The 25018-nt window shown below is 63.8% G+C and carries 23 protein-coding genes; 14 read left to right on the top strand and 9 right to left on the bottom strand.

Annotated elements, in window-relative coordinates; genetic code table 11:
- Positions 1-32: 32 nt before the first annotated feature.
- The 9 genes from IAE24_RS19465 to IAE24_RS19425 all read left to right on the top strand — a co-directional run bounded on the left by IAE24_RS19465 (position 33) and on the right by IAE24_RS19425 (position 11028).
- Complete coding sequence (locus tag IAE24_RS19465) at positions 33-986, top strand: branched-chain amino acid ABC transporter permease (protein WP_013802772.1); 954 nt, start codon at positions 33-35, stop codon at positions 984-986.
- 4 nt (positions 987-990) lie between these two features.
- A complete protein-coding gene (locus IAE24_RS19460; protein ID WP_013802771.1) occupies positions 991-2355 on the top strand; it encodes a branched-chain amino acid ABC transporter permease in 1365 nt (454 codons plus the stop codon).
- Positions 2356-2358: 3 nt separating this feature from the next.
- Positions 2359-3186, top strand: a complete 828-nt coding sequence (locus tag IAE24_RS19455; protein WP_012205149.1) for an ABC transporter ATP-binding protein — start codon at positions 2359-2361, stop codon at positions 3184-3186.
- A gap of 10 nt (positions 3187-3196) precedes the next feature.
- Complete coding sequence (locus IAE24_RS19450) at positions 3197-3892, top strand: ABC transporter ATP-binding protein (RefSeq protein WP_012205150.1); 696 nt, start codon at positions 3197-3199, stop codon at positions 3890-3892.
- A gap of 99 nt (positions 3893-3991) precedes the next feature.
- The gene (locus IAE24_RS19445) at positions 3992-4420 is read left to right on the top strand and encodes an SPASM domain-containing protein (protein WP_082848169.1); all 429 of its coding nucleotides are present in this window, start codon (positions 3992-3994) and stop codon (positions 4418-4420) included.
- Positions 4413-5558 (top strand): radical SAM protein, encoded by a 1146-nt coding sequence (locus IAE24_RS19440; RefSeq protein ID WP_199961516.1) that lies wholly within the window; start codon positions 4413-4415, stop codon positions 5556-5558. The genes IAE24_RS19445 and IAE24_RS19440 overlap by 8 nt, the downstream gene beginning before the upstream one ends.
- Before the next feature lie 170 nt (positions 5559-5728).
- Entirely contained in the window at positions 5729-7840 is a 2112-nt protein-coding gene (locus IAE24_RS19435) for a 3-hydroxyacyl-CoA dehydrogenase NAD-binding domain-containing protein (RefSeq protein ID WP_199961515.1), read from the top strand.
- Positions 7841-7899: 59 nt separating this feature from the next.
- Positions 7900-9075 carry an acetyl-CoA C-acyltransferase gene (locus IAE24_RS19430; RefSeq protein ID WP_013802768.1) on the top strand — a complete coding sequence of 392 codons (1176 nt, stop codon included), beginning with the start codon at positions 7900-7902 and terminating at the stop codon, positions 9073-9075.
- A 108-nt stretch (positions 9076-9183) separates the two neighbouring features.
- Positions 9184-11028 (top strand): acyl-CoA dehydrogenase, encoded by a 1845-nt coding sequence (locus tag IAE24_RS19425; protein ID WP_199961514.1) that lies wholly within the window; start codon positions 9184-9186, stop codon positions 11026-11028.
- A 69-nt stretch (positions 11029-11097) separates the two neighbouring features.
- Here IAE24_RS19425 and IAE24_RS19420 read toward each other — a convergent pair whose 3' ends face one another.
- The 5 genes from IAE24_RS19420 to IAE24_RS19400 all read right to left on the bottom strand — a co-directional run bounded on the left by IAE24_RS19420 (position 11098) and on the right by IAE24_RS19400 (position 14668).
- Positions 11098-11598, bottom strand: a complete 501-nt coding sequence (locus IAE24_RS19420) for a hypothetical protein (RefSeq protein WP_199961534.1) — start codon at positions 11596-11598, stop codon at positions 11098-11100.
- Between the two features lie 2 nt (positions 11599-11600).
- Positions 11601-12533 (bottom strand): hypothetical protein, encoded by a 933-nt coding sequence (locus tag IAE24_RS19415; RefSeq protein ID WP_233626298.1) that lies wholly within the window; start codon positions 12531-12533, stop codon positions 11601-11603.
- A gap of 555 nt (positions 12534-13088) precedes the next feature.
- Positions 13089-13553 (bottom strand): GNAT family N-acetyltransferase, encoded by a 465-nt coding sequence (locus tag IAE24_RS19410; protein WP_199961513.1) that lies wholly within the window; start codon positions 13551-13553, stop codon positions 13089-13091.
- Positions 13554-13720: 167 nt separating this feature from the next.
- Positions 13721-13954, bottom strand: a complete 234-nt coding sequence (locus IAE24_RS19405; protein WP_199961512.1) for a hypothetical protein — start codon at positions 13952-13954, stop codon at positions 13721-13723.
- A 15-nt stretch (positions 13955-13969) separates the two neighbouring features.
- On the bottom strand, positions 13970-14668 hold the full coding sequence (locus tag IAE24_RS19400) for a hypothetical protein (RefSeq protein WP_199961511.1): 699 nt from the start codon (positions 14666-14668) through the stop codon (positions 13970-13972).
- Between the two features lie 149 nt (positions 14669-14817).
- Here IAE24_RS19400 and IAE24_RS30345 point away from each other — a divergent pair, with 149 nt between their 5' ends.
- Positions 14818-15429 (top strand): AAA family ATPase, encoded by a 612-nt coding sequence (locus IAE24_RS30345; protein ID WP_224985960.1) that lies wholly within the window; start codon positions 14818-14820, stop codon positions 15427-15429.
- Entirely contained in the window at positions 15392-15850 is a 459-nt protein-coding gene (locus tag IAE24_RS30340; protein WP_233626297.1) for a hypothetical protein, read from the top strand. The genes IAE24_RS30345 and IAE24_RS30340 overlap by 38 nt, the downstream gene beginning before the upstream one ends.
- Before the next feature lie 86 nt (positions 15851-15936).
- Here the strand turns inward: IAE24_RS30340 and IAE24_RS19390 are convergent, their stop codons facing one another.
- Together IAE24_RS19390 and IAE24_RS19385 are read right to left on the bottom strand one after the other, a co-directional pair.
- Entirely contained in the window at positions 15937-18012 is a 2076-nt protein-coding gene (locus IAE24_RS19390) for an FAD-binding oxidoreductase (protein ID WP_199961510.1), read from the bottom strand.
- A 46-nt stretch (positions 18013-18058) separates the two neighbouring features.
- Positions 18059-18670 carry a glutathione S-transferase family protein gene (locus IAE24_RS19385; protein WP_034392716.1) on the bottom strand — a complete coding sequence of 204 codons (612 nt, stop codon included), beginning with the start codon at positions 18668-18670 and terminating at the stop codon, positions 18059-18061.
- Positions 18671-18871: 201 nt separating this feature from the next.
- Between IAE24_RS19385 and IAE24_RS19380 the strand changes: the two genes are divergently transcribed.
- Positions 18872-19771, top strand: coding sequence for a LysR family transcriptional regulator (locus IAE24_RS19380; RefSeq protein WP_199961509.1), 900 nt, complete (start codon positions 18872-18874; stop codon positions 19769-19771).
- A 166-nt stretch (positions 19772-19937) separates the two neighbouring features.
- Here the strand turns inward: IAE24_RS19380 and IAE24_RS19375 are convergent, their stop codons facing one another.
- Complete coding sequence (locus tag IAE24_RS19375; RefSeq protein ID WP_199961508.1) at positions 19938-20687, bottom strand: DUF4377 domain-containing protein; 750 nt, start codon at positions 20685-20687, stop codon at positions 19938-19940.
- A 90-nt stretch (positions 20688-20777) separates the two neighbouring features.
- The gene (locus IAE24_RS19370) at positions 20778-20993 is read right to left on the bottom strand and encodes a hypothetical protein (protein WP_233630781.1); all 216 of its coding nucleotides are present in this window, start codon (positions 20991-20993) and stop codon (positions 20778-20780) included.
- Between the two features lie 157 nt (positions 20994-21150).
- Between IAE24_RS19370 and IAE24_RS19365 the strand changes: the two genes are divergently transcribed.
- Complete coding sequence (locus tag IAE24_RS19365; RefSeq protein WP_199961507.1) at positions 21151-22485, top strand: sigma-70 family RNA polymerase sigma factor; 1335 nt, start codon at positions 21151-21153, stop codon at positions 22483-22485.
- Positions 22486-22671: 186 nt separating this feature from the next.
- The gene (locus IAE24_RS19360) at positions 22672-25005 is read left to right on the top strand and encodes a TonB-dependent receptor (RefSeq protein ID WP_325100557.1); all 2334 of its coding nucleotides are present in this window, start codon (positions 22672-22674) and stop codon (positions 25003-25005) included.
- Positions 25006-25018: the final 13 nt, after the last annotated feature.

Raw genomic sequence — 25018 nt, 5'->3', positions numbered from 1 at the left:
TGTCCCCAACGCACCGAGACCAAGGCCTTTCGATGACGCTTGAGTTCTTCACCATATCGCTGCTCAACGGCGTGAGCTATGGACTGCTGCTGTTCATGCTCAGCTCGGGGCTGACGCTGATCTTCAGCATGATGGGCGTGCTCAACTTCGCCCACACCAGCTTCTACATGCTGGGCGCGTACTTCGGCTACACGCTCAGCGGCATCATCGGCTTCTGGGGCGCGCTGTTCGTCGCGCCCCTGCTGGTGGGCGCACTGGGCGCCATGTTCGAGCGCTACAGCCTGCGCCGCGTGCACAAGTACGGCCATGTGCCCGAACTGCTCGTGACCTTCGGCCTGTCCTACCTCATCCTCGAGGTGGTGCAGCTGGTCTGGGGCAGGGGCACCGTGCCCTACGGCCTGCCGCCCGCGCTGCAGGGCCCGCTGTTCACGCTGTACGGCACGCAGTTCCCGCGCTCGCGCTCCTTCGTGATGCTGCTGGCGCTGCTGATGCTGGTGGCCGTCTGGCTGCTGCTGACGCGCACGCGCATCGGCCTGGTCATCCAGGCCGCGCTCAAGAACCCCGAGATGGTGGAGGCGCTGGGCCACAACGTGCCGCGCGTGTTCATGATGGTGTTCGGCGGCGGCTGCGCGCTGGCGGGGCTGGCCGGCGTCATCGGCGGCAACACCTATGTGACCGAGCCGGCCATGGCCATGTCGGTCGGCTCCATCATCTTCGTGGTGGTGGTGGTCGGCGGCATGGGCTCGCTGGCGGGTGCCTTCGTGGCCTCGCTGCTGATCGGCGTCGTGCAGACCTTTGCCGTGGCCATCGACTGGTCGCTGGCCAGCCTGCTGACCTCGCTGGGCAGCCCGGTCGGCGAGCAGACCTTTGGCTGGCCGCTGCTCAAGCTCACCATCTCCCAGGTCGCGCCCATCCTGCCCTACCTGTTCCTGGTGCTGATCCTCATCTTCCGGCCCAAGGGCCTCCTGGGCACGCGGGGAGATTGACACCATGTCCTCGATCACCAAAACGACCATGACATCCACTGCCGCAAAAGGCGTTCCGGGCGCTTCGGGGGCTGCGGGCGCAGGGCGCCACTACAGCTTCCAGCCGCTCAACATCGGCCGCATCCTGATCTGGGGCGCCTTCGCCCTGGCGCTGATCGTCGCGCCGCTGGTGTTCACCAGCAGCCTGGCGCTGACCATGCTCAGCCAGATCGGCTATCTCATCATCATCTGCCTGTCCTACAACATCCTGCTGGGGCAGGGCGGCATGCTGAGCTTCGGCCATGCGGTCTACACGGGGCTGGGCTCGTTCATCGCCATCCATGCGATGAACCGGGCCAGCTCCGGCGACTGGGGCATTCCGCTGGTGCTGATTCCCATCATCGGCGGCCTGGGCGGCATGTTCTTCGCGGCCCTGCTGGGTTATGTGACCACCAAGAAGTCGGGCACCACCTTCGCCATGATCACCATGGGCATCGGCGAGCTGGTGGCGTCCATGGCGCTGATGTTCCCCGAGTTCTTCGGGGGCGAGGGCGGCATCACCACCGACCGCGTCTATGGCAAGCCCTTCTTCGGGCTGACCTTCGGCTCGGGCATGGAGGTGTACTACCTGATCGCCGCCTACTGCTTCATCTGCACGGCCGCCATGTTCGCCTTCACGGGCACGCCTCTGGGCCGCATGCTCAACGCCGTGCGCGACAACCCCGAGCGCGTGGAGTTCGTGGGCTACAACACGCAGCGCGTGCGCTACTTCTCCTTCATCATCGCGGGCTTCTTCGCAGGCGTGGGCGGGGGGCTTGCAGCCATCAACTTCGAGATCATCACGGCCATGGACAGCGTGAGCGTCATGCGCTCGGGCTCGTACCTGCTGTTCACCTTCCTGGGCGGCGCCACCTTCTTCTTCGGGCCCATCATCGGCGCCGTGCTGCTGGTGCTGGCCTCGGTGCTGCTGTCGGAGCTGACCAAGGCCTGGCTGCTGTACCTGGGCCTGGTGTTCCTGCTGATGGTGATGTACGCACCGGGCGGCGTTGCCAGCCTGATCATGATGAACCTGCGCGTGGCGCGCTTCGGCAAGTGGCGCCGGCTGGCCCAGCCCTACCTGGCCATCGCGGCCAGCGCACTGGTCATGATCGTGGGCGGCGCGGCCATCGTCGAGATGATCTACCACCTGCAGCTCAATGCGGCCCTGGGTCCGCAGGTCTCGTTCATGGGCGTGCAGCTCGATACCAGCTCGGCATCGACCTGGACCGTGGCCGTTGCCATCTTCGTGGTGGGCCTGGGCCTGCTGGAAGTGGCCAGGCGCTGGTGCCTGCGCCGCTGGGAGCGCATCCAGGAAGAAATCGAAGAAGCCATCAAGCGCGGGGAGGGCTGAACCATGTCCAGCATTGCAATCGAACGTCCGGGCACCGCGGCCGCCGCCGCGGCTGGCGAGGCCACCTACGCGCTGGAGCTGCGCGACCTGTACAAGCGCTTCGGCAAGGCAGAGATCATCCGTGGCGCCCAGCTGGCCGTGAAGCCCGGCGAGCGCGTGGCCATCATCGGCCCCAACGGCGCGGGCAAGAGCACGCTGTTCAACCTGATCAGTGGCCGCTTCGAGCCCACCAGCGGCCAGGTGCTGCTCAACGGCCAGCGCATCGACGGCAAGAAGCCCTACGAAATCAACCGCATGGGGCTGTCGCGCAGCTTTCAGATCACCAACATCTTTCCCAAGCTCAGCGTGTTCGAGAACCTGCGCTGCAGCGTGCTGTGGAGCCTGGGCTACCGCTACAGCTGCTGGCGCTTCCTGTCGAAGCTGCGCGACGCCAATGCCCGCGCCGATGAGCTGATGGAGATGATCGGCCTGCACAGAAAGCGCGACACGCTGGCGGTGAACCTGACCTATGCCGAGCAGCGTGCGCTGGAGATCGGCATCACCATCGGCGGCGGCGCCGGCGTCATCCTGCTGGACGAACCCACGGCCGGCATGAGCAACAGCGAAACGGCCCACTTCATCCAGCTGATCAAGAAGGTCACCGAAGGCAAGACCCTGCTGACCGTGGAGCACGACATGGGCGTGGTCTTCGGCCTGGCCGACAAGATCGCCGTCGTGGTCTACGGCGAAGTCATCGCCTACGACACGCCCGAGGCCGTGCGTGCCAATCCGCGCGTGCAGGAGGCCTATCTGGGCTCGTCCGTGGCGGATCAACAAGCTGGTGCACATTGAGGAAGCGCGGATGCTGAACATCAACAACCTGCATGCCTACTACGGCAAAAGCCATGTGCTGCATGGCGTGGACTTCTCGGTGCAGCCCGGCGAGATCGTCGCGCTGCTGGGGCGCAACGGCTCGGGCCGCTCCACCACGGCCAAGGCCATCATGGGCCTGGTGCACTGGGAGGGCTCGCTGGACTGGAAGGGCCAGAGCCTGACCGGCCGCAAGGCCTACGAGATCGCCCACCTGGGCGTGGGCTACGTGCCCGAGAGCCGCGATGTGTTCCCCAACCTCACCGTGCACCAGAACCTGCTGCTGGGACAGAAGGGCAAGGGCCGGGACAGCCGCTGGGGCTTCGACGACATGTATGCCATGTTCCCGCGCCTGAAGGAGCGCCAGCACACCGAGGCCGGCGTGATGTCGGGCGGCGAGCAGCAGATGCTGACCCTGTGCCGCACGCTGATGGGCGACCCCGACCTGATCATCATCGACGAGCCCACCGAGGGCCTGGCTCCCAAGATCGTCGAGCTGGTAGGCGAGTACCTGCAAAAGATCAAGCAGCGCGGCGTGTCCGTGCTGCTGATCGAGCAAAAGCTCACCATTGCCATGAGCATCTCGGACCGGGCCCTGGTCATGGGCCATGGGCGCATCGTCTTCGACGGCACGCCCGACGGGCTGCGCGCCGATCAGAAGGTGCGCAAGGAGTGGCTGGAGGTTTAAGAAAATCGCCTTGCGCCGGGTCTTCAATTGATGGCTTATGATGGATTTTCTGAAATGACATCCCCATGTCTATCAGTTCAACTTTAAAAAATCGACATCATGCTTTCAATTGAAGACTTGAAAAAGCTGCACGATGAAGCCAAGGCGGTTGCAGTGGATAGATCAACGGCGGAACCGGCTGAATGCATATTCATACACCGGACAGCGGTAATCATGGCCGATGGAGAGGTCGTGACTTGTGCGAACATGTACGCTGAAAATGTGGGCCATCTGAAGAAGGATGTCAATTTTTCTTCGCTATGGAACAACGAGCGCATGCAGTCGGTGCGCGGCACGCTCAATACGGAAAAAGAATGGGAGCAATGCAAGAAATGCTGGTTTCGTGAAATCAGATATGCCGAACAGAGAAATATCTGGGCGAACTTTGGAGGGGAAAGAACACAAGCTTCGTTAGCCAAGAAGGTTGAATATCAACCGATTGCCTGGGACTTCATAAAGGAGCAGGGGGAGAGAAATAAAAATGAATAAAATACAACCTCAGCTGAAGAATCTAGGATTGTTCCGTGTCAAAAAAGAGGATTTATACATAGAATTGGCGTTGCGCATAAAAAAGGCTCCCGTCAATCGATATGATTTCAGCAAGCTGTATTTTTCAACCGGCATTCTGGGACGTTACAGCGAAGAGCGCGCCATTTGCTTTCGATTGCAAAACGTCCACCAGGTGGAGCGAATACGCGTATTGATTCCCGATGAAGCGCGTGAGGCGGGCTGGGTAAAGTTGCGGCTGGAAGCCTTTGTTCAGGGGCACGGAGAATTCGATGTGGTTTCAGCTGCACTTGTTCCTGAGGATGGAGACGAACTGTCAAGGCAGGCCTATCTGCTGGGGTTGAAGGAATGGGTTCGCGCCCAGGTGGTGAACAGTGAGTCTCGCCAGCTGGCACAGGTGCCGCATCTGCCAGAGTCCCTGAGTCTCGAACTGACTGCCGCATGCAATCTTCACTGCTCGCATTGCAGCAGCCATGGAGATGAGAATGAGCACCGTATGAACAATCGGCGCCCGGCTTTTTCGCAAGATGTGCTGGAGTCTCTGGCACATGAAGTTTTCCCCTATCTGACGTTGATCAACCTGGTGGGCCGCGGCGAGCCGAGCATGGTGTCCATGCCCCTGTGGAATCGTTTGTTCGAGCTGTGCGAGGCATACAACGTGCTGGTCACCTGCGTAACCAATGGGACATTTGTGAAGCAGCGGTTTGACGAACGAAAGATTCGCTTGGTGGATACGCTCACCTTTTCTATAGACGGGATCACGGACGAGGTTTTTGCCGCCAATCGCACAGGCGCCGATTTGCCTACATTCAAGAAAAATCTGGACTATTACCAAACGCTGCGCCGCGGATCTGATCTGCTTCGCCGGCCACGGCTTGGATTGTCCTGGACACTGAAGCGCAACAATATCCACGAGTTTCCGGATTTCATCCGTTTCGCCATCGAGTCCGAGGCCGACCTGCTGTATGTGCGCCATCTGTTGCTGTTTCGGCCAGAAGATGCGGAGCAGTCTTTGGTTGGCGAACCGGAGTTGTGCAACCACTATCTGTCAATAGGGTATGCCATGTTGGAGGGGCAGCAAATCAAGCTTGATGTACCTCCGCTGGCCGTGGCGGCCTAGGCCTGCACACGGAATTTCTGAAGTGAGTCAGACCGTGGTGAACAGGTGCCTATTCGGCGTCTCGACACAATTTGTCCCGCCCGAGACAAGGGTGGATGGCAAAGGCGGAAGAACTCCCTACAATCAAAAACGCACGATCGTTCTTTTTCTATCGCATAGGGGACAACAGCATGACTGCTGAATACAAAGTGGACGGTGCCATCGCCGTCATCACCTTGAACAATCCGCCGGTCAACGGCCTGGGGCTATCCACGCGGCGGGGCATCGTCGAGGGGCTGGACAAGGCCTATGCCGACCCGGCCGTCAAGGCCATCGTCATCACGGGCGCAGGCAAGGCCTTCTCGGGCGGCGCCGACATCAACGAGTTCGGCAAGGAAGAGGCGTATCGCGAGCCTCACCTGGTCTCGCTGATCAACTCGCTGGACCAGGGCAGCAAGCCCGTGGTGGCCGCCATCCATACCGTCTGCATGGGCGGCGGGCTGGAGCTGGCGCTGGGCTGCAACTACCGCGTGGCCGCTCCCGGCACCCTGGTGGCCCTGCCGGAAGTCAAGCTGGGCCTGCTGCCAGGCGCAGGCGGCACGCAGCGCCTGCCGCGCGTGCTGGGCGTGGAGACCGCGCTGAACATGATCGTCAGCGGCGAACCCGTCAAGAGCGAGCTGCTGGCCTCCATCCCCGGCCAGAAGCTGTTCGACAAGATGGCCGCTTCGCCCGAGTCCCTGCTGGACGAGGCCAAGGCCTTTGCGCTGGAAGTGGCTGACAAGCACGCAGCGGGTGGTCCGCTGCCGCGCGTGCGCGACCTGCCTTGCAAGCACCCCCAGGGCGATGCCTACTTCCAGTTCGCGCGCAACATGGTCAAGGGCATGGCCAAGAACTACCCGGCCCCGGCCCGCTGCGTGGACACGGTGGAGAACGCCGCGCGCAAGAAGTTCGACGAGGGCATGGCCCTGGAGCGCGATGCCTTCATGCAACTGATGTGGTCGCCCGAGTCGCGCGCGCTGCGCCACCTGTTCATGGCCGAGCGCGCGGCCTCCAAGATCGCCGACGTGCCCTCGGACACGCCAGTGCGCGAGATCAAGACCGTGGGCGTCATCGGTGCGGGCACCATGGGCGGCGGCATCTCCATGAACTTCCTGAACGCGGGCATTCCCGTGACCATTCTGGAGACCAAGCAGGAAGCGCTGGACCGTGGCGTGGCCACCATCCGCAAGAACTACGAAGCCCAGGTCAAGAAGGGCAAGCTCACCCAGGAAAAGTACGACCAGCGCATGGCGCTGCTGAGCACCACGCTGTCGTATGACGCGCTCAAGAATGCCGACCTCATCATCGAGGCAGTGTTCGAGGAGCTGGGCGTCAAGGAAATCGTGTTCAAGCAACTGGACGAGGTTGCCAAGCCCGGCGCCATCCTGGCCTCCAACACCTCCACGCTGGACGTGGACAAGATCGCCGCCTTCACCAAGCGCCCGCAGGACGTGGTGGGCATGCACTTCTTCAGCCCCGCCAACGTGATGAAGCTGCTGGAAGTGGTGCGCGGCAAGCACACCGCCAAGGACGTGCTGGCCACCGTGATGAAGCTGGCCAAGAAGATCAAGAAGACCGCCGTGGTCTCGGGCGTGTGCGATGGCTTCATCGGCAACCGCATGATCGAGCAGTACTCGCGCCAGGCCGGCTTCCTGCTGGACGAAGGCGCCACGCCCGCCCAGGTGGACAAGGCCATCGAGAAGTTCGGTTTCGCCATGGGCCCGTTCCGCATGGGCGATCTGGCCGGCAACGACATCGGCTGGGCCATCCGCAAGCGCCGCGCCGTCGAGCGCGCCGACATGAAGTACAGCCGCACGGCCGACAAGCTGTGCGAGCTGGGCCGCTTCGGCCAGAAGACCGGCGCGGGCTGGTACGACTACCAGGCGGGCAAGCGCGACGCCATCCCGTCCGAGCTGGTCAACCAGATGATCGAGTCCCACCGCAAGGAGCTGGGCATCACCCCGCGCAAGATCTCCGATGAGGAAATCGTCCAGCGCCTGGTCTTCGCCCTGGTCAACGAAGGCGCCCACATCCTGGAAGACGGCATCGCCGGCAAGTCGGGCGATATCGACATGGTCTACCTGACCGGCTATGGCTTCCCCATATGGCGCGGCGGCCCCATGCACTACGCGGGCGAGGTCGGGCTGTTCAACGTGGTCCAGGCCATGAACCGCTTCGCCAAGAACCCCAACGACGACGCCGATTTCTGGCAGCCGGCCCCGCTGCTGGCGAAGCTGGCGGCCGAAGGCAAGCAATTCAGCTGAGACGTGCGGCGCACGAACTTTTTGCGAACCACCGCAAACCCGCCATACAAGGAATATCCATGACATCCGCCGTGATCGTTTCCACCGCCCGCACGCCCCTGGCCAAAAGCTGGAAGGGCTCCTTCAACATGACCCATGGCGCCACGCTGGGCGGCCATGCCGTGCAGCACGCCGTGCAGCGCGCAGGCGTCGACCCTGCCGCCGTCGATGACGTGATCATGGGCTGCGCCAACCCCGAAGGCGCCACCGGCATGAACATTGCGCGCCAGATCGCGCTCAAGGCCGGCCTGCCCATCACCGCATCGGGCATGACCATCAACCGCTTCTGCTCCTCGGGCCTGCAGACCATCGCCACCGCATCGCAGCGCATCATCGCGGGCGAGGGCGATGTCTACGTGGCCGGCGGCGTGGAGTCCATCTCCTGCGTGCAGCAGGAAATGAACCTGCACATGATCCAGGACCTGGCCCTGGCCAAGCAAAAGCCCGAGATCTACTGGAGCATGCTGCAGACCGCCGAACAGGTCGCCAAGCGCTACGGCATCGGCCGTGACGCCATGGACGAATACGGCGCCGCCAGCCAGCAAAAGGCCTGCGCGGCCCAGGCCGCCGGCCTGCTGGATGCCGAGATCGCGCCCATCACCGTGACCATGGGCGTGGCCGACAAGGTGCGCGGCCTGATCACCAAGGAAGTGACCTGCAGCAAGGACGAGGGCGTGCGCGAAGGCACGACCAAGGAAGGCATCTCGGGCATCCGCCCCGCGCTGCCCGGCGGCGTAATCTCGGCCGGCAATGCCAGCCAGTTCTCCGATGGCGCAGGCGCCTGCGTGGTGGTGAGCGAGGACTATGCCTCCCGCAACAACCTCAAGCCTCTTGGCCGCTTCCTGGGCTTTGCCGTGGCCGGCTGCGAGCCCGACGAAATGGGCATCGGCCCCGTCTTCGCCGTGCCCAAGGTGCTCAAGAAGCTGGGCCTGACGGTGCAGGACATCGACCTGTGGGAGCTCAATGAAGCCTTTGCCGTGCAGGTGCTGTACTGCCGAGACAAGCTGGGCATCCCCAACGATCGCCTCAATGTCAACGGCGGCGCCATCGCCCTGGGCCATCCCTATGGCGTGTCGGGCCAGCGCCTGACGGGCCATGCCCTGATCGAAGGCAAGCGCCGCGGTGCCAAGCGTGTCTGCGTGACCATGTGCATCGGCGGCGGCATGGGTGCCGCCGGCGTGTTCGAAGTGCTGTAAGTGCAGGTGGCGGCTGCGGCCGCCACCGCCTGTTCCCGTTACTCCTGTTGGCCGCACGCGCTCCCTCTGGCGGCGCCTGCGGCTTCTTTTTTGATTCCGGACATCACCATGCGCCTGCGTTCCACCATCGATTTCCTGCTCTATGAATGGCTGCGCGCCGATGCGCTGGGCGAGCGTGAGCGCTTTGCCGACCATTCGCGCGACACCTTCGATGCCGTGCTCGACACCTGCGAGCGCATCGCCCGCGAGAAATACGCCCCCTTCAACCGCACCGTGGACACGCAGGAGCCGCAGTTCGACGGCGAGAAAGTCATCCTGCCCCAGTGCACCCACGATGCGCGCCAGGCCTATGCCGACTCGGGCATGCTCAGCGCCGCCCAGGACTACGACATCGGCGGCATGCAGCTGCCCTACACCGTGGAGGCAGCAGCCAACAGCTTCTTCGCGGCGGCCTCCATCAGCATCGGCTCCAACATGCTGACCTCGGGCAATGCCAACGCCATCATGGCCCACGGCACGGACATGCAAAAGCAGGTCTTTGCCACCAATGAATTCAATGGCCGCTGGGCCGGCACCATGTGCCTGTCCGAGCCCCAGGCCGGCTCCTCGCTGAGCGATATCGCCACGCGCGCCGAGCCCGATGGCGCCGACTTCGAGAGCGATGCGCTGGGCCCGCGCTACCGCCTCAAGGGCAACAAGATGTGGATCAGCGCGGGCGACCATGAGCTGACCGAGAACATCGTCCACCTCGTGCTGGCCAAGATCCCCGGCCCCGATGGCAAGCCCGTGCCTGGCGTGCGGGGCATCTCGCTGTTCATCGTGCCCAAGAAGCTCGTGGACACCGAAGGCCAGCTCACCGGCGAGCGCAACGACGTTGCCCTGGCCGGCCTCAACCACAAGCTGGGCTGGCGCGGCACCACCAACACGCTGCTGAACTTCGGGGAAGGGCGCTTTCCCGTGCGCGGCGGCGCCGGGGCCGTGGGCTACCTGGTCGGCAAGCCCGGCGAGGGCCTCAAATGCATGTTCCACATGATGAACGAGGCCCGCATCTCCATCGGCATGGCCGCCACCATGCTGGGCCTGGCCGGCTACCACGCCAGCCTGGACTATGCGCAGAACCGCCCGCAGGGCCGGCCGATCAAGGGGGCGCCGGGTGCAGCCGGCAAGGATGCCACGCGCCCCCAGTCGCGCATCATCGAGCACGCCGACGTCAAGCGCATGCTGCTGGCGCAAAAGTCCTATTGCGAAGGCGCGCTGGCGCTGAACCTGTTCTGCGCGCGCCTGGTCGATGAGCAGCACACCGGCACGCCCGAATCCGTGGCCGAGGCCCGGCTGCTGCTGGAAGTGCTTACCCCCATCTCCAAGAGCTGGCCCAGCGAGTTCTGCCTGGAGGCCAACTCCCTGGCCATCCAGATCCATGGCGGCTACGGCTACACGCGCGACTTCCCCGTGGAGCAATACTGGCGCGACAACCGACTGAACATGATCCACGAAGGCACGCACGGCATACAGGCCATGGACCTGCTGGGCCGCAAGGTGCTCATGGACGGCGGCAAGGGCCTGCAGCTGCTGGCCACGCGCATCAACGACACCATCCAGCGCGCCATGGCCCGGCCCGAGCTGGCCGGCCATGCCAATGAACTGGCCAAGGCCCTGCAGGAAGTCGGCGCCACCACCAAGGCCGCATGGGCCACCGACGACCCGCAACAGGCCCTGGCCAATGCCGTGCCCTACATGCAGGCCTTTGGCCACACGGTACTGGCCTGGACCTGGCTGGACGTTTCCCTGGCCGTACTCGCCAAGGACGCCACCTTGGCCGAACCCGCCAACGCTGGCCGCATGGCCGCCATGCGCTACTTCTTCCGATACGAACTGCCCCGGATAGGCGCATGGCTCAAGGTCGTGCGTGAGCGCGACATGACCTGCGCGGAGATGAGTGAAGAGGCGTTCTGAGGGAGTTGGCAGCACGGCTGCCGTAGATGCAAAAAAGCGCGGACCATGTGGTCTGCGTTTTTTTTTATTTCAGGGATTTTCAAGGTTGCCGGAGAGCCGGGCCTGCTCTTTGACCCATTCTCTAGTTTTTCCACGAACGCACCATTCGGGGTTTTTGACCCAGTCTGAGAAATACATGTTTGGATGGCCTTGTAGGAGGTTGCAATGGGTGTAGCCGAGTTTTGGCATTGCCTTATATTGAAGCGGGGCTAGGAATAAAAGACAGAATAGTGCCGAGATAAAGCATAAAATAAGCGATTTGATTAATATGCCTTCTATATTTGTTTGAATGCGTGGCTTGCAAGGAATGGCTTTTACGATATATAGTAAAATCAATGATAAGAGAAATGGTAAGCAAAGAACCGGAAAAGGTGCCATTGGCCATATTCGAACGACTGGCGCCAGTGTTTTGATTTCATGGGTTGTTGTTATAATTGTTTCATTAATTAAGAAGACGCACGATAATAATACCAGGGTGGTCAGTAAGATCCCGAGGTAGGCGTTTTTTCTGATTCTTTGAATATCATGCATTTTTATCTTCTGTGGCTTAATTTGCACAATAGGTCTTCACTATTCTTTTCGGGAATGTAGAGTGTTTCGTTATTTTTGTTTGAAGGATTCCTTGACTGAATGTTGCTCCAATCTGGATGGCTTGTGTTAATCCGGTAAAATCCCTGCGCTGTATCATTTGGCGTGGATTTTATAGCCTTGATAACGTTTTGCTTTATCTGCCAGCGCTCGTCAGCGGAATTCAGTGCGAGACTGGTAATAAGAATCATTGCAGCCATGATTGCTAAGGGCAGTACGGCAACAGATATCATGCTTGCAGTCGTCATTCCCGCGGTCAAACCCGCTATTGTCGCCAATCCCGCCTTGACCGCCTCCACTCCAATCCCACCCACAAGATCATGCATGGTCTTCTCGTCATTGAAGATGAAGTCCAGTGTCTCTATCCCGGTGCCCACCACCAGGCTCAGAAGGAACCCGCCCTTGGCCACATTCTGCAGACCGCGAATACCCAGGCCCATCTGGACCATGCGTGGATTGGCGGCAAGGAATCGCGTGCCTTGCAGCAACTTGCGGCGAAGTCCCGCGTAGCCCGTGATGATGATATAGGTGCCTGTGGCGGTTGTCTTGATATAGGAGCGGGCACCGGCCAAGCCCAATGCAATCAGCGTTTTGGTGATGAGGTACGCGTCGCTGACCATCAGGGAGGCGGGAGCGACCCAGGGTTTGCCTGCATTCGGGCTGGCGGTGTGTGTCCAGTATCGCCCAAGCGCACTGTGGGCCAGCATGGCATGCAGCGTGCCCGCCAGGCGAGGATTGTTGCGCGCCTTGTCACTCAGTATGTCTGCGTATTCCTGTGGCGTGAGCACAATGGCATCGATCTGTTTTTGCTCCATTTGGCGAGCAAGCATGTCGGCATAGCCGATCTGATAGAAGGTGGCGGCAATGGAGGCTGGCATGGTGTATGGAGACGCTGGATCAGAAGCGGAATCGAGAATTCCAGTCAATGCGCCTTGATCAATAAAGGCAATTTGACGGAAATGAGTGGTTGCAAGCAGGCGAATAATCCGCTGTCAGTGTCCAGGCGGGTTTCTGATGTTTGCTGTGCGAAGAGTCCTCATTTGATTTCATGGCCTGCACGAGGTCAATCAAAGAAGTCGCCCACAGATCATTTTCAGAATTATCCTTAGGACAATTCCTAAAATCAGGTTTGAAATGCCAGGTGAATAGAGATGCTGCCAATGAGCGTTTGGTCCCAGGCAGCGCCATTCGCCATGGGTGGTATTCACGGGGCACAAGCGCAGGCCGCCCGGCTCGGCCACGGGCATTTGCGGATGAAGGATGCGGGGAGAGGTGGTCCGTACCGCCGCTGCGCTTGCGGGCAGGCTGTTGGACCGGGGTATGGGCTACGGTCTCACCGTGCTGAATGCTTGCAGATGAGGACTCAGGGACCGGGTGTCAGCGCATCGGAAGCCGTGCAGGCGCTGAAGGCCGCCTGCCGGAGGGTGCATGCCTCAAAGATCCAGTCCGAGATAACGCGTGCCCGGCACGGGATTGAAGCTCACCGGCTCTGCATCCGTAAAACCCAGGGACTCATACAGCCGCTGCGCAGCCTGGAACTCGGGCAGCACGTCCAGGCAGATGCGGGTGTAGCCCGCGTGGCGCGCAGCGTCCAGGATGCCTTCCACCAGGCGGCGACCCAGGTTCTCGCCGCGTACCGTGGGGCGCACGTAGACGCGCTTCATTTCGCCTGTCTGCGCATCCACCTGGCGCAGGGCGGCGCAGCCCACGGGCTGGCCGTCTTTCCAGGCCAGCAGCACGCAGCCCTCGGGCGCGGCGTACTTGCCGGGCAGGGCGGCGAACTCGGTCTCGAAGTCCTGGAAGTCCAGGCTCACGGTGGGGCTGGCCACGTACTCCCGGAAGATGCGGACCACGGCGTCGAGGTCTTCGGGAAAGCGGGCGGGGCGGATATCGGTCATGGGTGGCAAGGGGTCAAGCCCTGTTCAAGGGCGCTGCTCAGTTGGAATGAAAGCGCACAAGGATAGGGCAAGACGCCCGGGCCGCCGCCGATCCGCTACAGCATGGACACCACGCCCAAGCACAGGGCATCGTCGTGCGCCAGGCTGGCAACGGGATAGCCCGCAACTCACTCCTTCGGGGGCGCCTGTTCAGGGCGTTCGCACTTGCCGGTTTGCCTGGAGATCTGTGCTCCAGCTTTCAGGCATTTGTCTTTCTCCACATGGTTCAGGATCAGTGGCGCCAGCCACGCTGCCAGCAAGGCAAGCGCCAAGGGCAGCACGCCAAGCACCCACAGCATCCACTTCGCCTCACGCCGGAAATGCCCGGAGATTCCTGCGTTGGGCGATGCGGGATCTTTCATGGCGATGGCACCGCCTCAACTGCACAAGCGCAGATTGGTGCGCGCAGCCTTGAGCATGGGCAGCACCACATCGGCATCGGTGGGTGGATAGGCCTCGCGCAGTTCCTGATCCGTCTTGCCAGCTTCCTCGGCCAGCGGGGCCAGGGTCTGGCGGCAGGCGGCTGCGTCGCCCGAGCGAAGCTGCGCCAGCGCCAGGTCGTTGCGCAGCCAGCCCTTGGTAACCCCGGTCAGCACCTCATCGCAGTCCTGCAGCACCGGCGCCAGCGTGGTCAGCGCCAGGCGGTAGTCCTTGGCGTCGTACGCGCGCTTGAAGTTTCTGCGCGATGCGGCAATGGCCTTGTCCGTGCAGCCGGGTGTGGGCCGAAGGTAATCGCCACCGAACCAGGCCCGCATGCCGCAGAAGTCCCGGCATGCCTCGGCGGTGGCCGTGTCGACCCCGACGCGCTGGCCTGCAGGCGTGAAGTCCACGGCGCAGGCCGAATTCGCCATCCTGGCCCGGCCGTTGGTGATGGTGCCTTCCAGCTCACAGGTATGGCCGTTGGCACCGACGGTCTGGATATGGAACTTGCCATTGGCCCGCACCACCAGATCGCCACCCCCGCCCTTGCGCACATAGGTGCCTGCTGAGGGCGTGGTGATCTGTGCGCAGGCCAGGCCGATGTGGCAGGTGAGGACCAAGGGCGACAGGCGGAGCAGGCAGTTGGTGAGTTGCATGGGCAGGGCTTTGGATTTGCGGCGTGTACGAGGGCGCAGGAATTGCAGCGAGTGTATCGATCAAGGCCGTTTTGCATGGCGGGTTCGTTTGTCTGCGGACGGTACGGCGCAGTGCCCAGCTACAGTGATCCAGAATCTTGCAGCTCACCATGGACACTACAAAGCACATCAATCCAGACCACTATCTGGAAACAGAACAAGGTCGCCTGTTCACCACGGAACGCAGTGCTGCCGCATGGGAGTTGGCGTACCGGGACTTGGACAAAGCACTGTCTGTCAGCTCGCCCGCGACCAAGCTCTATGTGGTGGTGGGGGTGCAAGCTGCAGGCAAGAGCAGCTGGATTCAACAGAACGCCGCAGCGTTGGGTGGTGATGCGGTGTTCTTTGATGCCGCCCTTCCGAAGACGGTGCATCGTGAGCGTGCCATTCAGATCGCCAGATCTCATGGCGTGCCCGTAGTCTGTATTTGGCTCAAAGCCGATTTGCAGACCGCCTTGCGGAGGAACACGCAGCGGCGAGCCGATCACCAAGTGCCGGAGCAGGCCATTCGCAGCGTGTTTGCCATGTTCGAGCCGCCGAGTGAGCAGGAAGGGTTCGCGGTAGTCCATATCGACGACACCGAGCCGGCCCCCCGGGAGCTCCATCCAGCCCATGGGGCAGCGCCAGTTCCCGTCCCTTCAGGATCTCGACCAGCAGATGATTGTGGGCTGGCGAGCTTGCGAGATGGCGTTGGCCGAAGGCGGCCGCTGGGATATGGATGAATCAGGTCGGCAGCGCTGGGTACCTGGCGAAGCAGTCTGGAGCCATCCGCAGGTGCCCTATCTCCAGTTCATCGAGATTTGGATTCAACTGGTGGACGGACGTGTCTGGTCAATGCTTTCCCGTATCGACGATGGCAGCGGTTTTCACGGCCTGTACCTTGTGACTCCAGAGGCGTCTGAGTCGGGTCCCGGCGTGCCTGCATCCATTGGTTACCGTGACCGACTGCTGGCTGAGTTGCCCTTGGGCCTTGTGCGGATAAAAGACATGCGCCGGGATGCAGATGGCTTTGTCGTGGAGATGTGCATGCTCATCGGCCAGAAAGTGGTTCGGTTCCTGTCAGGGGAGGTCTATGAGCGCGGTCAGGGCCTGTTTGAAGTCATAGAGCTTGATGAATCGATACTTGTCCAGATAGAAAGCTAGATGCAGCCAAGCATTGGGCAGCAATCGCTGATGTGCCTTTTGCCGTCGGTATGTCCTGATGTGGAAAGCGCGCAGAGACAGGCTCCTCACAACGCCAGATGCAAAGCCTCCCCCGTCCCCTGCGCAGGCACGGCGCAGCAGATCAGGGCCTCGCCCGCTGGCACGGCGAAGGAGGGTGGCGAGGCATAGGTCACCCCGCCCTGCAGCACACGCGTGCGGCAGTCGCCGCAGCTGCCGCCCCGGCAGCCGAAGGCGGGTTCCAGCCCCCGGGCCTCGGCTACTTCGAGCAGGCTGCCGTTGCCGGGCTTCCAGCGCGCTTCCTTGGCCGAGTCGGCAAAGATGATGCGGACAGGCTGTGTGGCGGGTGCCGGCAGTTCGGCGGCGGGGGCTGCACCGGCCATGGATCGCTTTAGGGCCGAGGGACCGAAGGCTTCTGCGTGGATGCGCTCGTCGGGCACATTGCGTTCGCGCAGGCCGTCATAGGTGGCCTGCATGAAGGCGTCCGGGCCGCAGAGGTAGAAGTCGTAGTCGTCCCAGGGCAGGGTGGCCTTCAACAGGGCCATGTCGATGTGGCCCTCATGGTCGTAGTCGCGGCCGGCCTTTGCCGTGCCGGGCTGGCTGAGCGTTCGCACCCAGTGCACCTCGGCATTGCCGGCCTTCACCAGTTCGGCAATCTCCGTGTCAAAGGCCCGTTCGCTGCGCGTGCGAGCCGCCTGGAACAGCCAGGTGGGCCGCAGGCTGCGGGTGCGCTGGCCTTCGTGGACGATGTGGCGCAGCATGGCCAGCAAGGGCGTGATGCCTATGCCCGCGGCCAGCAGCACGGCGGGGCGGCGCAGGGCCGCATCGGCGGTGAAGCTGCCAGCGGGCGGGCGGGCCTCGACCAGATCGCCGGGCTTCAGGCCATGCAGATGGCTGGACGCACGGCCTTGCTTCTTGACGCTGATGCGCAAGCGCCCGTCCGAAGGCGCCAGCGACAGCGTATAGGTGCGCTGCAGGTGGCTGCCGTCCGCCAGTGTGAGGCGCAGCGGCAGGTGCTGGCCGGCCAGGGGAGCCACAGCGGCCATGCCATCGGCCGGCTCCAGGTAGAGCGAGCGTATGGTGGAACTCTCGTCCACGGCCTGCGCCACCCGGAACGGCCGCCACTGCCGCCCCAGCCGGGCGGCGGCCAGGCGCTGGTTGGCATCGGCCCAGCTTCCGGTCATCTGCAGGTGGGGTGACCAGCCGTCGGCCGCCATGCTCCAGCGCAGCGGCAGGGCGTCGGGCCGGCGCACGATGCGGCGGGGCTTGAAGGTCCACAGGCGCTCGGCGCCCTCGAAGGCGGCGATTTCCGGGGAGTCGAGGATGACGCTGGCCTCGCCCGTCATCTGCAGCATTTCCCCGGTTTCGGAGTCGATGAACAGCAGGCCCGCCTTGGGATTGACCAGTAAGTTGCCCAGGGTCATGAAGAACAGGTTGCCCGAGAAGTCGGGGATGGTCAGCGTTCCATCGGCGTCGATCCGCACAAAGCCCGGCTTGCCGCCACGGTGGGAGACATCGACCTGGCGCGAGCCGTCCCCGCCCTCAACGTAGGACGCCACGTAGAACGTGTCCGCCTGCGCAATCAGCCCCCGCGCGCGCGGGTCCAGCGATGCCAGTTCGACCGCCGGCACCTGCGTGGGCTCGTCCGCAGGCCGGACGAACCGGACGCTGCGGTTCTGGATATAGCGCGGGCAGTTGCCGAAGCTCTGGACCACGCCGATGTCGAAGGCGCCCGTCCCATCAACGCCTGTCTTGCGCCTCACGGTGCCGTTGAGCCGGTTGCGCCGGCGCGTCATGGGGTCCATGCCCAGCAGGCCCACGGCACGGCCGTCTGCCAGGCCCGGCTCGGCCGGGTCGGCCGCATCGTGGCCCACCGCCACATGCAGAGTCGATGGATCGGGAGAGCGCAGGAAGCCCGGCTCGCCGGCCCGTACCGTGGCCCAGGCATCGCCTTGCGCATCCACGCTGCCCAGCACCACGAAATGCAGCAGAGGATAGAACTCGCGGTGCTGGTCCAGCAGGAAGGGGCGCAGGAACTTGCGGCCCGGCATATCCATGCGGCCCACGACGCCAACGCTTTGCTGGATCGCCAGTTCGCCCGCATGCCAGGGCGAGGCGGGGTTTTGCAGGGGTTGCGGTTGCATGGTGCGCTCCTTTGCCGGGGGGTCAGGGGAGGTGTGGCTCAGGCACTCAGGCCCGCAGGCCGGCCGGTGTCTGGGCGAATGCCACGAAGCCCGGCAGCGCCTCGATGCGGCCCAGCCAGGCGCGCACTTCGCGGTAGGGTTGCAGGTCCACATTGCCCTCGGGCGCGCTGGCGATGTAGCTGTACAGGGCCACGTCGGCAATCGTGGGCGTGGCGCCGGTGAGGAAGGGGCGGGTGGTCAATTGCGCCTCGATCTTGCCGAGGATGGCGTGGGCGCGGGCTATCACTTCCTCGGCCTGGAAGGGGGCCTTGAACACCGTGACCAGCCGGGCCGCTGCCGGGCCGAAGGCGATGGGGCCGGCGGCGATGCTCAGCCATTTCTGGATCTCGGCCTCGGCCTGTGCGCCCAGGGGCATCCAGTCCTGGCGGTCCAGCTTGCGCGCCAGGTAGACCAGGATGGCGTTGGAGTCGGCAATCACCGTACCGTTGTCGTCCAGCACCGGCACCTGGCCCAGCGGGTTCAGCGCCAGGAATTCGGGCTTCTTCTGCGCGCCGTTGGCCAGGTCCACGTGGACCAGCTCATGCTCCACGCCCAGCAGGCCGAGGAAGAGGCGGGCGCGATGGGCGTGGCCGGACAGGGGAAAGTGGTAGAGCTTCATTGCGGTTCCTTGGGGTTGGTGAAGGCGCCGGTTGTCGGCGCCACGGGACGTATCCTCCTTCTCCGCCCGCATCTTTAGAATCCCTGGCGGCGGCAAGTCACTCTTGCGGGAACGCGAACAAAGCGCCGGCGCAAACCTGGGCAGTCCTGCGCGGGCCGCCCGCAGCCGGGCAGATACACGACACAGACAAGGCAGGCACAGATGGATCGCTTCCAGTCCATGACGGCATTTCTCGCAGTGGTGGACACAGGCGGCTTCGCCTCGGCTGCACGCCGGCTCAATGTCTCGCCCTCGGTGGTGACGCGGGCCGTCTCCGACCTGGAGGAGCGCCTGGGCGTGCGCCTGCTCACGCGCACCACGCGCTTCGTGCGCGTGACCGAGGCCGGCACCGCCTACGCCGACAGCTGCCGCCGCATCCTGGCCGAGCTGGAAGAGGCCGACGAGCATGCCGCCAGCGCCCACGCCGCACCGCGCGGCCGGCTCACGCTCACGGCGCCGGTCAACTTCGGGCGCATGCACGTGCTGCCCGTGGTGCACGACTACCTGGGCCGGTTTCCCGAGGTGGACGTCAACTGCTGGTTTGTGGACCGCGTGGTCAGCCTGGTGGACGAGGGCGTGGACGTGGCCGTGCGCATCGGCGATCTGCCCGACTCCTCGCTGCAGGCCATCCGCGTGGGCAGCGTGCGACAGGTGCTGTGCGCCTCGCCCGCATACCTGGCCAGCCACGGTGTGCCCCAGCGGCCCGAGGAGCTAGCGCAGCACACCACCATCACCGCATCCGGCCTCACCTCCACGCCCGAATGGCGGTTTCTCGAAGGCGACAAGGCCCTGGCCGTGCGCCTGCAGCCGCGCCTCATGTCCATGACCAACGAGGCTGCGGCGGACTGCGCCCTGGCCGGGCAGGGCATCACGCGCCTGCCGCTCTACCAGATCGCCAAGCCCGTGCAGGAGGGCGCACTGAGCCTGGTGCTTGAGCCCTTCGAGCGGCCACCGTTACCGATTCATGTGGTGCACCGGGAAGGGCGCCATGCCGCGCATCGCGTGCGGGCGTTCATCGATATGGCGGTGGATGCGCTGCGGGTGGCGGCGTTGAGGTGGTAGCGGCCATTGCCGGGAAGCCATCTCCCGCGCATTGCAAACCATGTGCACCAGCGCCGAATCGCTGGATTGCGGCTTTGTCGATCAGGCCGAGGTCAGGCGCAGGGAGGCTACGCAGGTGGCTCGGGAAATGACTCTGGGGTTGGGCGCGTAGGCAAGCATGGCGTTTCTATTGGGAGAATCGGGTTGTTTCTCCCTGCAATAGATAGGCAAATGCCATTTCGCCGGACGGCGGATTCTTCAACTTGAAGCGAGTGACATTCAGAACACCGTGCCAGCCCGGTGGATGTGAATAGCCTTCAATCTCCGTCAATTTGAAAGTCTGCCATTTCCCATGGTTGTGGAATTCGCCTTTCCCGTTGCGAACATGCCAATTGACCTCTCGAACGCGTAGGCACTCGGTGCCATTGGCTGTGTTGTCATTGCATGGCACATGTTGTGCTTCGACTTCCAGAAGAATCGCCTCTCCCTCACTTCCGTACTTGGTTTTTGGAAGGGGTTCGCCTTTCAATTCCCAGCGGCTGCCATCGGCAAAGCGCAGTTGCAGATGGGGCGGTGCGTTGGCGATTGCCGTTGTCAATGTGTAGTGAAATTTCCTTGACAGCAAGTCACTTGCCCATTTTTGCAGCTCCATCAATGGCTCGGGACACCCGGCCATCGTGTAGATGCCGGGCTTGATCTGGAGGCTTCCATCGGCATCCATCTCATATTTCCAGTTCATGGAATTGCATATCTGTGTGCCGAAATCTCCATCTTTGGAGAACCACAGCTTTATTGAGGGGCTGTCTGGTGTTTTCCAATTGTTTTTCTCTTTGCCTACGGCATCGAAAGCCTGCTGCAGGTTCCACTCGTAGGCAGATAAATACTCCGCGTCCTTGTTTTGATGCGGTAGCGCACTTTGGCTGGCAATGTGTTCCATGCCGTGGCTTGCAGTGGACAAAAGTATGGCTGCCAGGAATTGAAGAAAAGCTTTCAATTGAAGCCCTCAAGGTGGTGACCAGAGAACCCGCTATCGCAGGGAAGATGCCTCGACCCAGATCGTCTGCCCCGGATCGTGCTCCTCAATGGTGGACACGGCATCGTCGATCAAAACGCGGTCCTCCAGCGAGTAGGCAAAGCGGCTGAGGTTGGACCATTGTCGGGCGGCGTAGTCGGCCTCGGAAATCGCGTCGCTGCCGCACCAGATGGCGTCGCTTTCGGTGGCGGCGCGAAGTGCCTGTGCCAAGCCGGTAGGTGTGATCGCCAAGAAGATCATGGGCATGTGGTCCGGGTGTTGATGATGGACAGTTTGCCTTGGATGGCCCGGCGGGTGGGCCTGCCTGGATCAAACAAAACTAGAATGATAGTCATTCTCGTTGTCGATTTCTCACCTCCCTCCGGCCATGCCCACCCCTTCCGCCTCCTGGACCGCTGCGCGCTGGCACCAGCTTTTCTGTGCCTGCCAGCAGCAGCTGGTGTCCTATCTGGTGGGCAAGACCGGCAGCCGTGACGAGGCGCAGGAACTGGCCCAGGAAACCTGGCTGCGCCTGGCCGATGCGCCGCCGCAACTGCCCGATGGCAGCTCGCCCACGCTCGAAGCCGCGCGGGCCTACCTGTTTGCCACGGCCAAGCATCTGGCGATAGACAGGCTGCGCCAGCGCGGTGCGCAGCAGCGCTGCATGGACGACTGGGCGCATTTGCAGCCCGAGGCCGAAGGCGATGTGGCCGACCGCGCCATGTACCGGCAGGCACTGGCCGTGGTGGAGCGCACGATTGCAGACCTGCCCGAGCGCATGCAGGCCGCCTTGCTGGCCCACCGCCTGCATGGCGAGCGGCAGGCCGACATCGCCCAGCGCCTGCAGGTCTCCCTGAACACCGTGGAGCGTGACCTGATGCAGGCCGACGCCTGCCTGGAAGCCGCCTTGCTGCGCTGGCGCGGCGGGGTGGAGGCGGGCTTGCAGGCCTCTTCCAGAAAGCGGCGGCGGCGTGCCCTGGGTGCACTGCTGGGCGTGGCCGGCATGGCCAGCGCGGCCTGGCCCGCCTGGCAGATGTGGAGCCGCCGCGTGCTGTGGCAAGGTGAACTGGCCAGCGCCACGGGCGTGCAGCGCAGCCTGGAACTGCCCGATGGCAGCGTGCTGCGCGTGGACGCCGCCAGCCGCGTGGCGCTGACCTACCGTGCCGACCTGCGACAGGCGCAGCTGCTGGAAGGCGCCGCCTTCTTTGCCGTGGCGCGCGATGCGGCACGGCCCTTTGTGGTGGAGGCCGGCCCCTTGCGCGTGACCGTGCTGGGCACGCGCTTTGGCGTGGAACTGGAGCCCGATGCGGTGCGCGTGCAGGTGGAGTCGGGCCAGGTGCGGGTGGAGCATGCGGCCACCGGACGCAGCCAGTTGCTGCAGGACAGCCAGTCGCTGCGCATTCCCCTGGACGGCGGGGCAGGAGATGCAGACGGCGCTGCCTGGCAGCCGCAGCTCCAGCAACGGCCCGCGGCCTGGCGCGAGGGCGAGCTGGTCTTCGAGCAGGAACCGCTGGGCCGCGTCGTCCACCGTCTGGGCCGCTACACGCGGCGCCGCCTGGTGGTGGAGGAGGGCGCGGCGCAACTGGCCATCAGCGGCCATGTGCGCATTGCCCAGACCGAGCGCTGGCTGCGCGGGCTGCCGCAGTTCGCCCCGGTGCAGGTCAGCGTGCTGGACGACGGCGGCCTGCGGATTGCGCGGCGCGGCGGGCGCGCGGAGCCGTGAAGTTTTTTTCAGGGTTTTTGGGAGTGACTCGTATTTGCATATGAAAGGCCGGGCGCCCTGCCTGTGCCGGCGATTCGCAATGAGCCTGTCTTCCAGAAAGTCCTTATGTCCGCTCCCAAGTCCTCCCGATTCCCATTCCGCCTCCGTCTCCGCCGCACAGCGGTTTTTCATGCATGTGCAGGCCTGGTGCTGGGCCTGCAACTGCAGTTGGCCGCTGCGCAATCGGTGTCCTTCGACGTGCCGGCCCAGCCGCTGGCCCAGGCGCTGAGCCAGTTTGCGCGCCAGGCGGGGCTGCAGCTCACCTACTCCTCCGAACTGGTGCAGGGCCGGCAGGCCCCGGCGCTCAACGGCAGCCACGATGTGCGCCAGGGCCTGGCGGCATTGCTGCAGGGCAGCGGCCTGCAGGGGCGCATCGAGGGCGGCACGCTGACCCTGCTTCCCGCTGCGGCCAACGCGCCTGAGAACGCGCACCGCCTGTCCGAGATCACCGTCACGGCCGGCGACCAGTATGTGAGCCTGCTGCCCGCGCCCTACGCCGGCGGGCAGGTGGCCAAGGGCGTGCGCCTGGGCGTGCTGGGCAATACCGGCAACATGCAGGCGCCGTTCAGCACCACCAGCTACACGTCCGAGGCCGTGCGCAACCAGCAGGCCGGCACCATTGCCGAGGCGGTGAACCGCGACCCTTCCGTGCGCTACACCGTGCTGCCGGGCGGCAACGTGGACAACCTCTATATCCGGGGCTTTCCGATCTGGGAGGGCAACTCGGGCGAGATCGCCTTTGACGGCATCTACGGCATTGCCCCCAACTACCGCGTGCGCACCGAGTACGTGGACCGCATCGAGGTGGTCAAGGGGCCCGGCGCGCTGCTGTTCGGCATGTCGCCCAACGGCTCGGTGGGCGGCGTGATCAACATCGCTCCCAAGCGCGCCAATGAAGATGTGGCGCGGCTGACCACGGGCTGGACTTCGGACAGCCTCTGGCGCGCCCACGCCGACGTGGGCCGGCGCTTTGGCGACGAGGCCCAGTACGGCATCCGTGTGAACGCCAGCAAGTACGGCGGCGATACGTCCATGGACCATCAAAGCACCGACGGCCATGTGCTGGCCGTGGCGCTGGACTACGAGGTGGAGCGCTTCCGTGCCACGCTGGACCTGCTCTCGCAGGACGAGCGCATCGACGGCGTGGGCCGGCCCATCATGCCCACGGGGCTCACCTCCATGCCTGCTGCGCCGGATGGCCGGCGCAACGTGACCCAGCCCTGGGAATGGTCCAAGAACCGCGAGCGCGCCGTGCTGCTGCGCACCGAACTGGACCTCACGCAGCAGCTCACGCTGTTCGCCAACATCGGCCAGTCGCGCGCCGATGTGGACCGCATCTACGACTCGGCCCCGCGCCTGACCAGTGCGGCGGGCGCCACCAGCATCACGCCCACCTACGCGGTGTTCGACGTGGACCGCAGCACCATCGACGCGGGCCTGCGCTCGCGCTTTGCGCTGGCCGGTGTCAAGCATTCGGTCACGCTGCAGCTGGCCAGCTACCGCGAGGATTTTCACCGCGCGCTGCAGGCGGGCTCCACTGTGGTGTCCAACATCTATGCGCCCATTGCCCACGCGCCGCAGAGCATTGCGCGGCCTTCGGCCATTCCGCGCATCCATGACAACCGCAACACCAGCCTGGCACTGGTGGATACGCTCTCGCTGCTGCAGGACAGGCTGCAACTGTCGCTGGGCCTGCGCCACCAGGCCATCAAGTCCACCAACTACAACGTGCTCACGGGCGGCACCGCCAATGTCTACGACGAGAGCGTGACCACGCCCGCCGTGGGCGTGGTCTGGCGCCAGGCGCCCGACTGGAGCCTCTACGCCAACTACATCGAAGGCCTGAGCAAGGGCGACATCGCGCCGCCCGCGGCCAGCAACTACGGCGAGGTGCTTCGCCCCTACAAGAGCCGCCAGTACGAAGTGGGCAGCAAGTACGACTTCGGCAGCTTCATGGCCACGGCCGCCCTGTTCAGCATTGAAAAACCCAGCGGCGGCCTGGACCAGGGCGTCTACAAGACCAACGGCGAGCAGCGCAACCTGGGCATGGAGCTGTATGCCTACGGCGAGGCCGCGCGCGGCCTGCGCCTGCTCGGTGGCGTGACCTGGCTCAAGCCCGAGATCACGCGCTCGGCCACGCCTGCGCTGGTGGGCAACCGGCCCATCGGCACCTCGCGCCTGCTGGCCAACCTGGGCGTGGAATGGGATGTGCCCGCTCTTGAAGGCCTGACCCTGGTCGGCGACCTGGCCTACACCGGCGCCCAGTTCGTGGACCAGGCCAACCGCCTGCGCATCCCGGGCTGGACACGCACCGATCTGGGCCTGCGCTATGCCACCCGCATCGCAGGCCGCAAGACCACGCTGCGCGCCACGGTGCAGAACGTGGCCGACCGCAAGGCCTGGGCCGGTGTCACGTCCTGGGGCGCCGTCTCGCCGATGATTCCGCGCACCTTCGTGGTATCGGCTTCGGTGGATTTCTGAGGCATTTCTGAGG

It is taken from the genome of Delftia sp. S65 (genome assembly GCF_016516495.1).
GTDB lineage: Bacteria > Pseudomonadota > Gammaproteobacteria > Burkholderiales > Burkholderiaceae_C > Comamonas > Comamonas acidovorans.
This window is presented reverse-complemented; position numbering and strand designations above follow the sequence as displayed.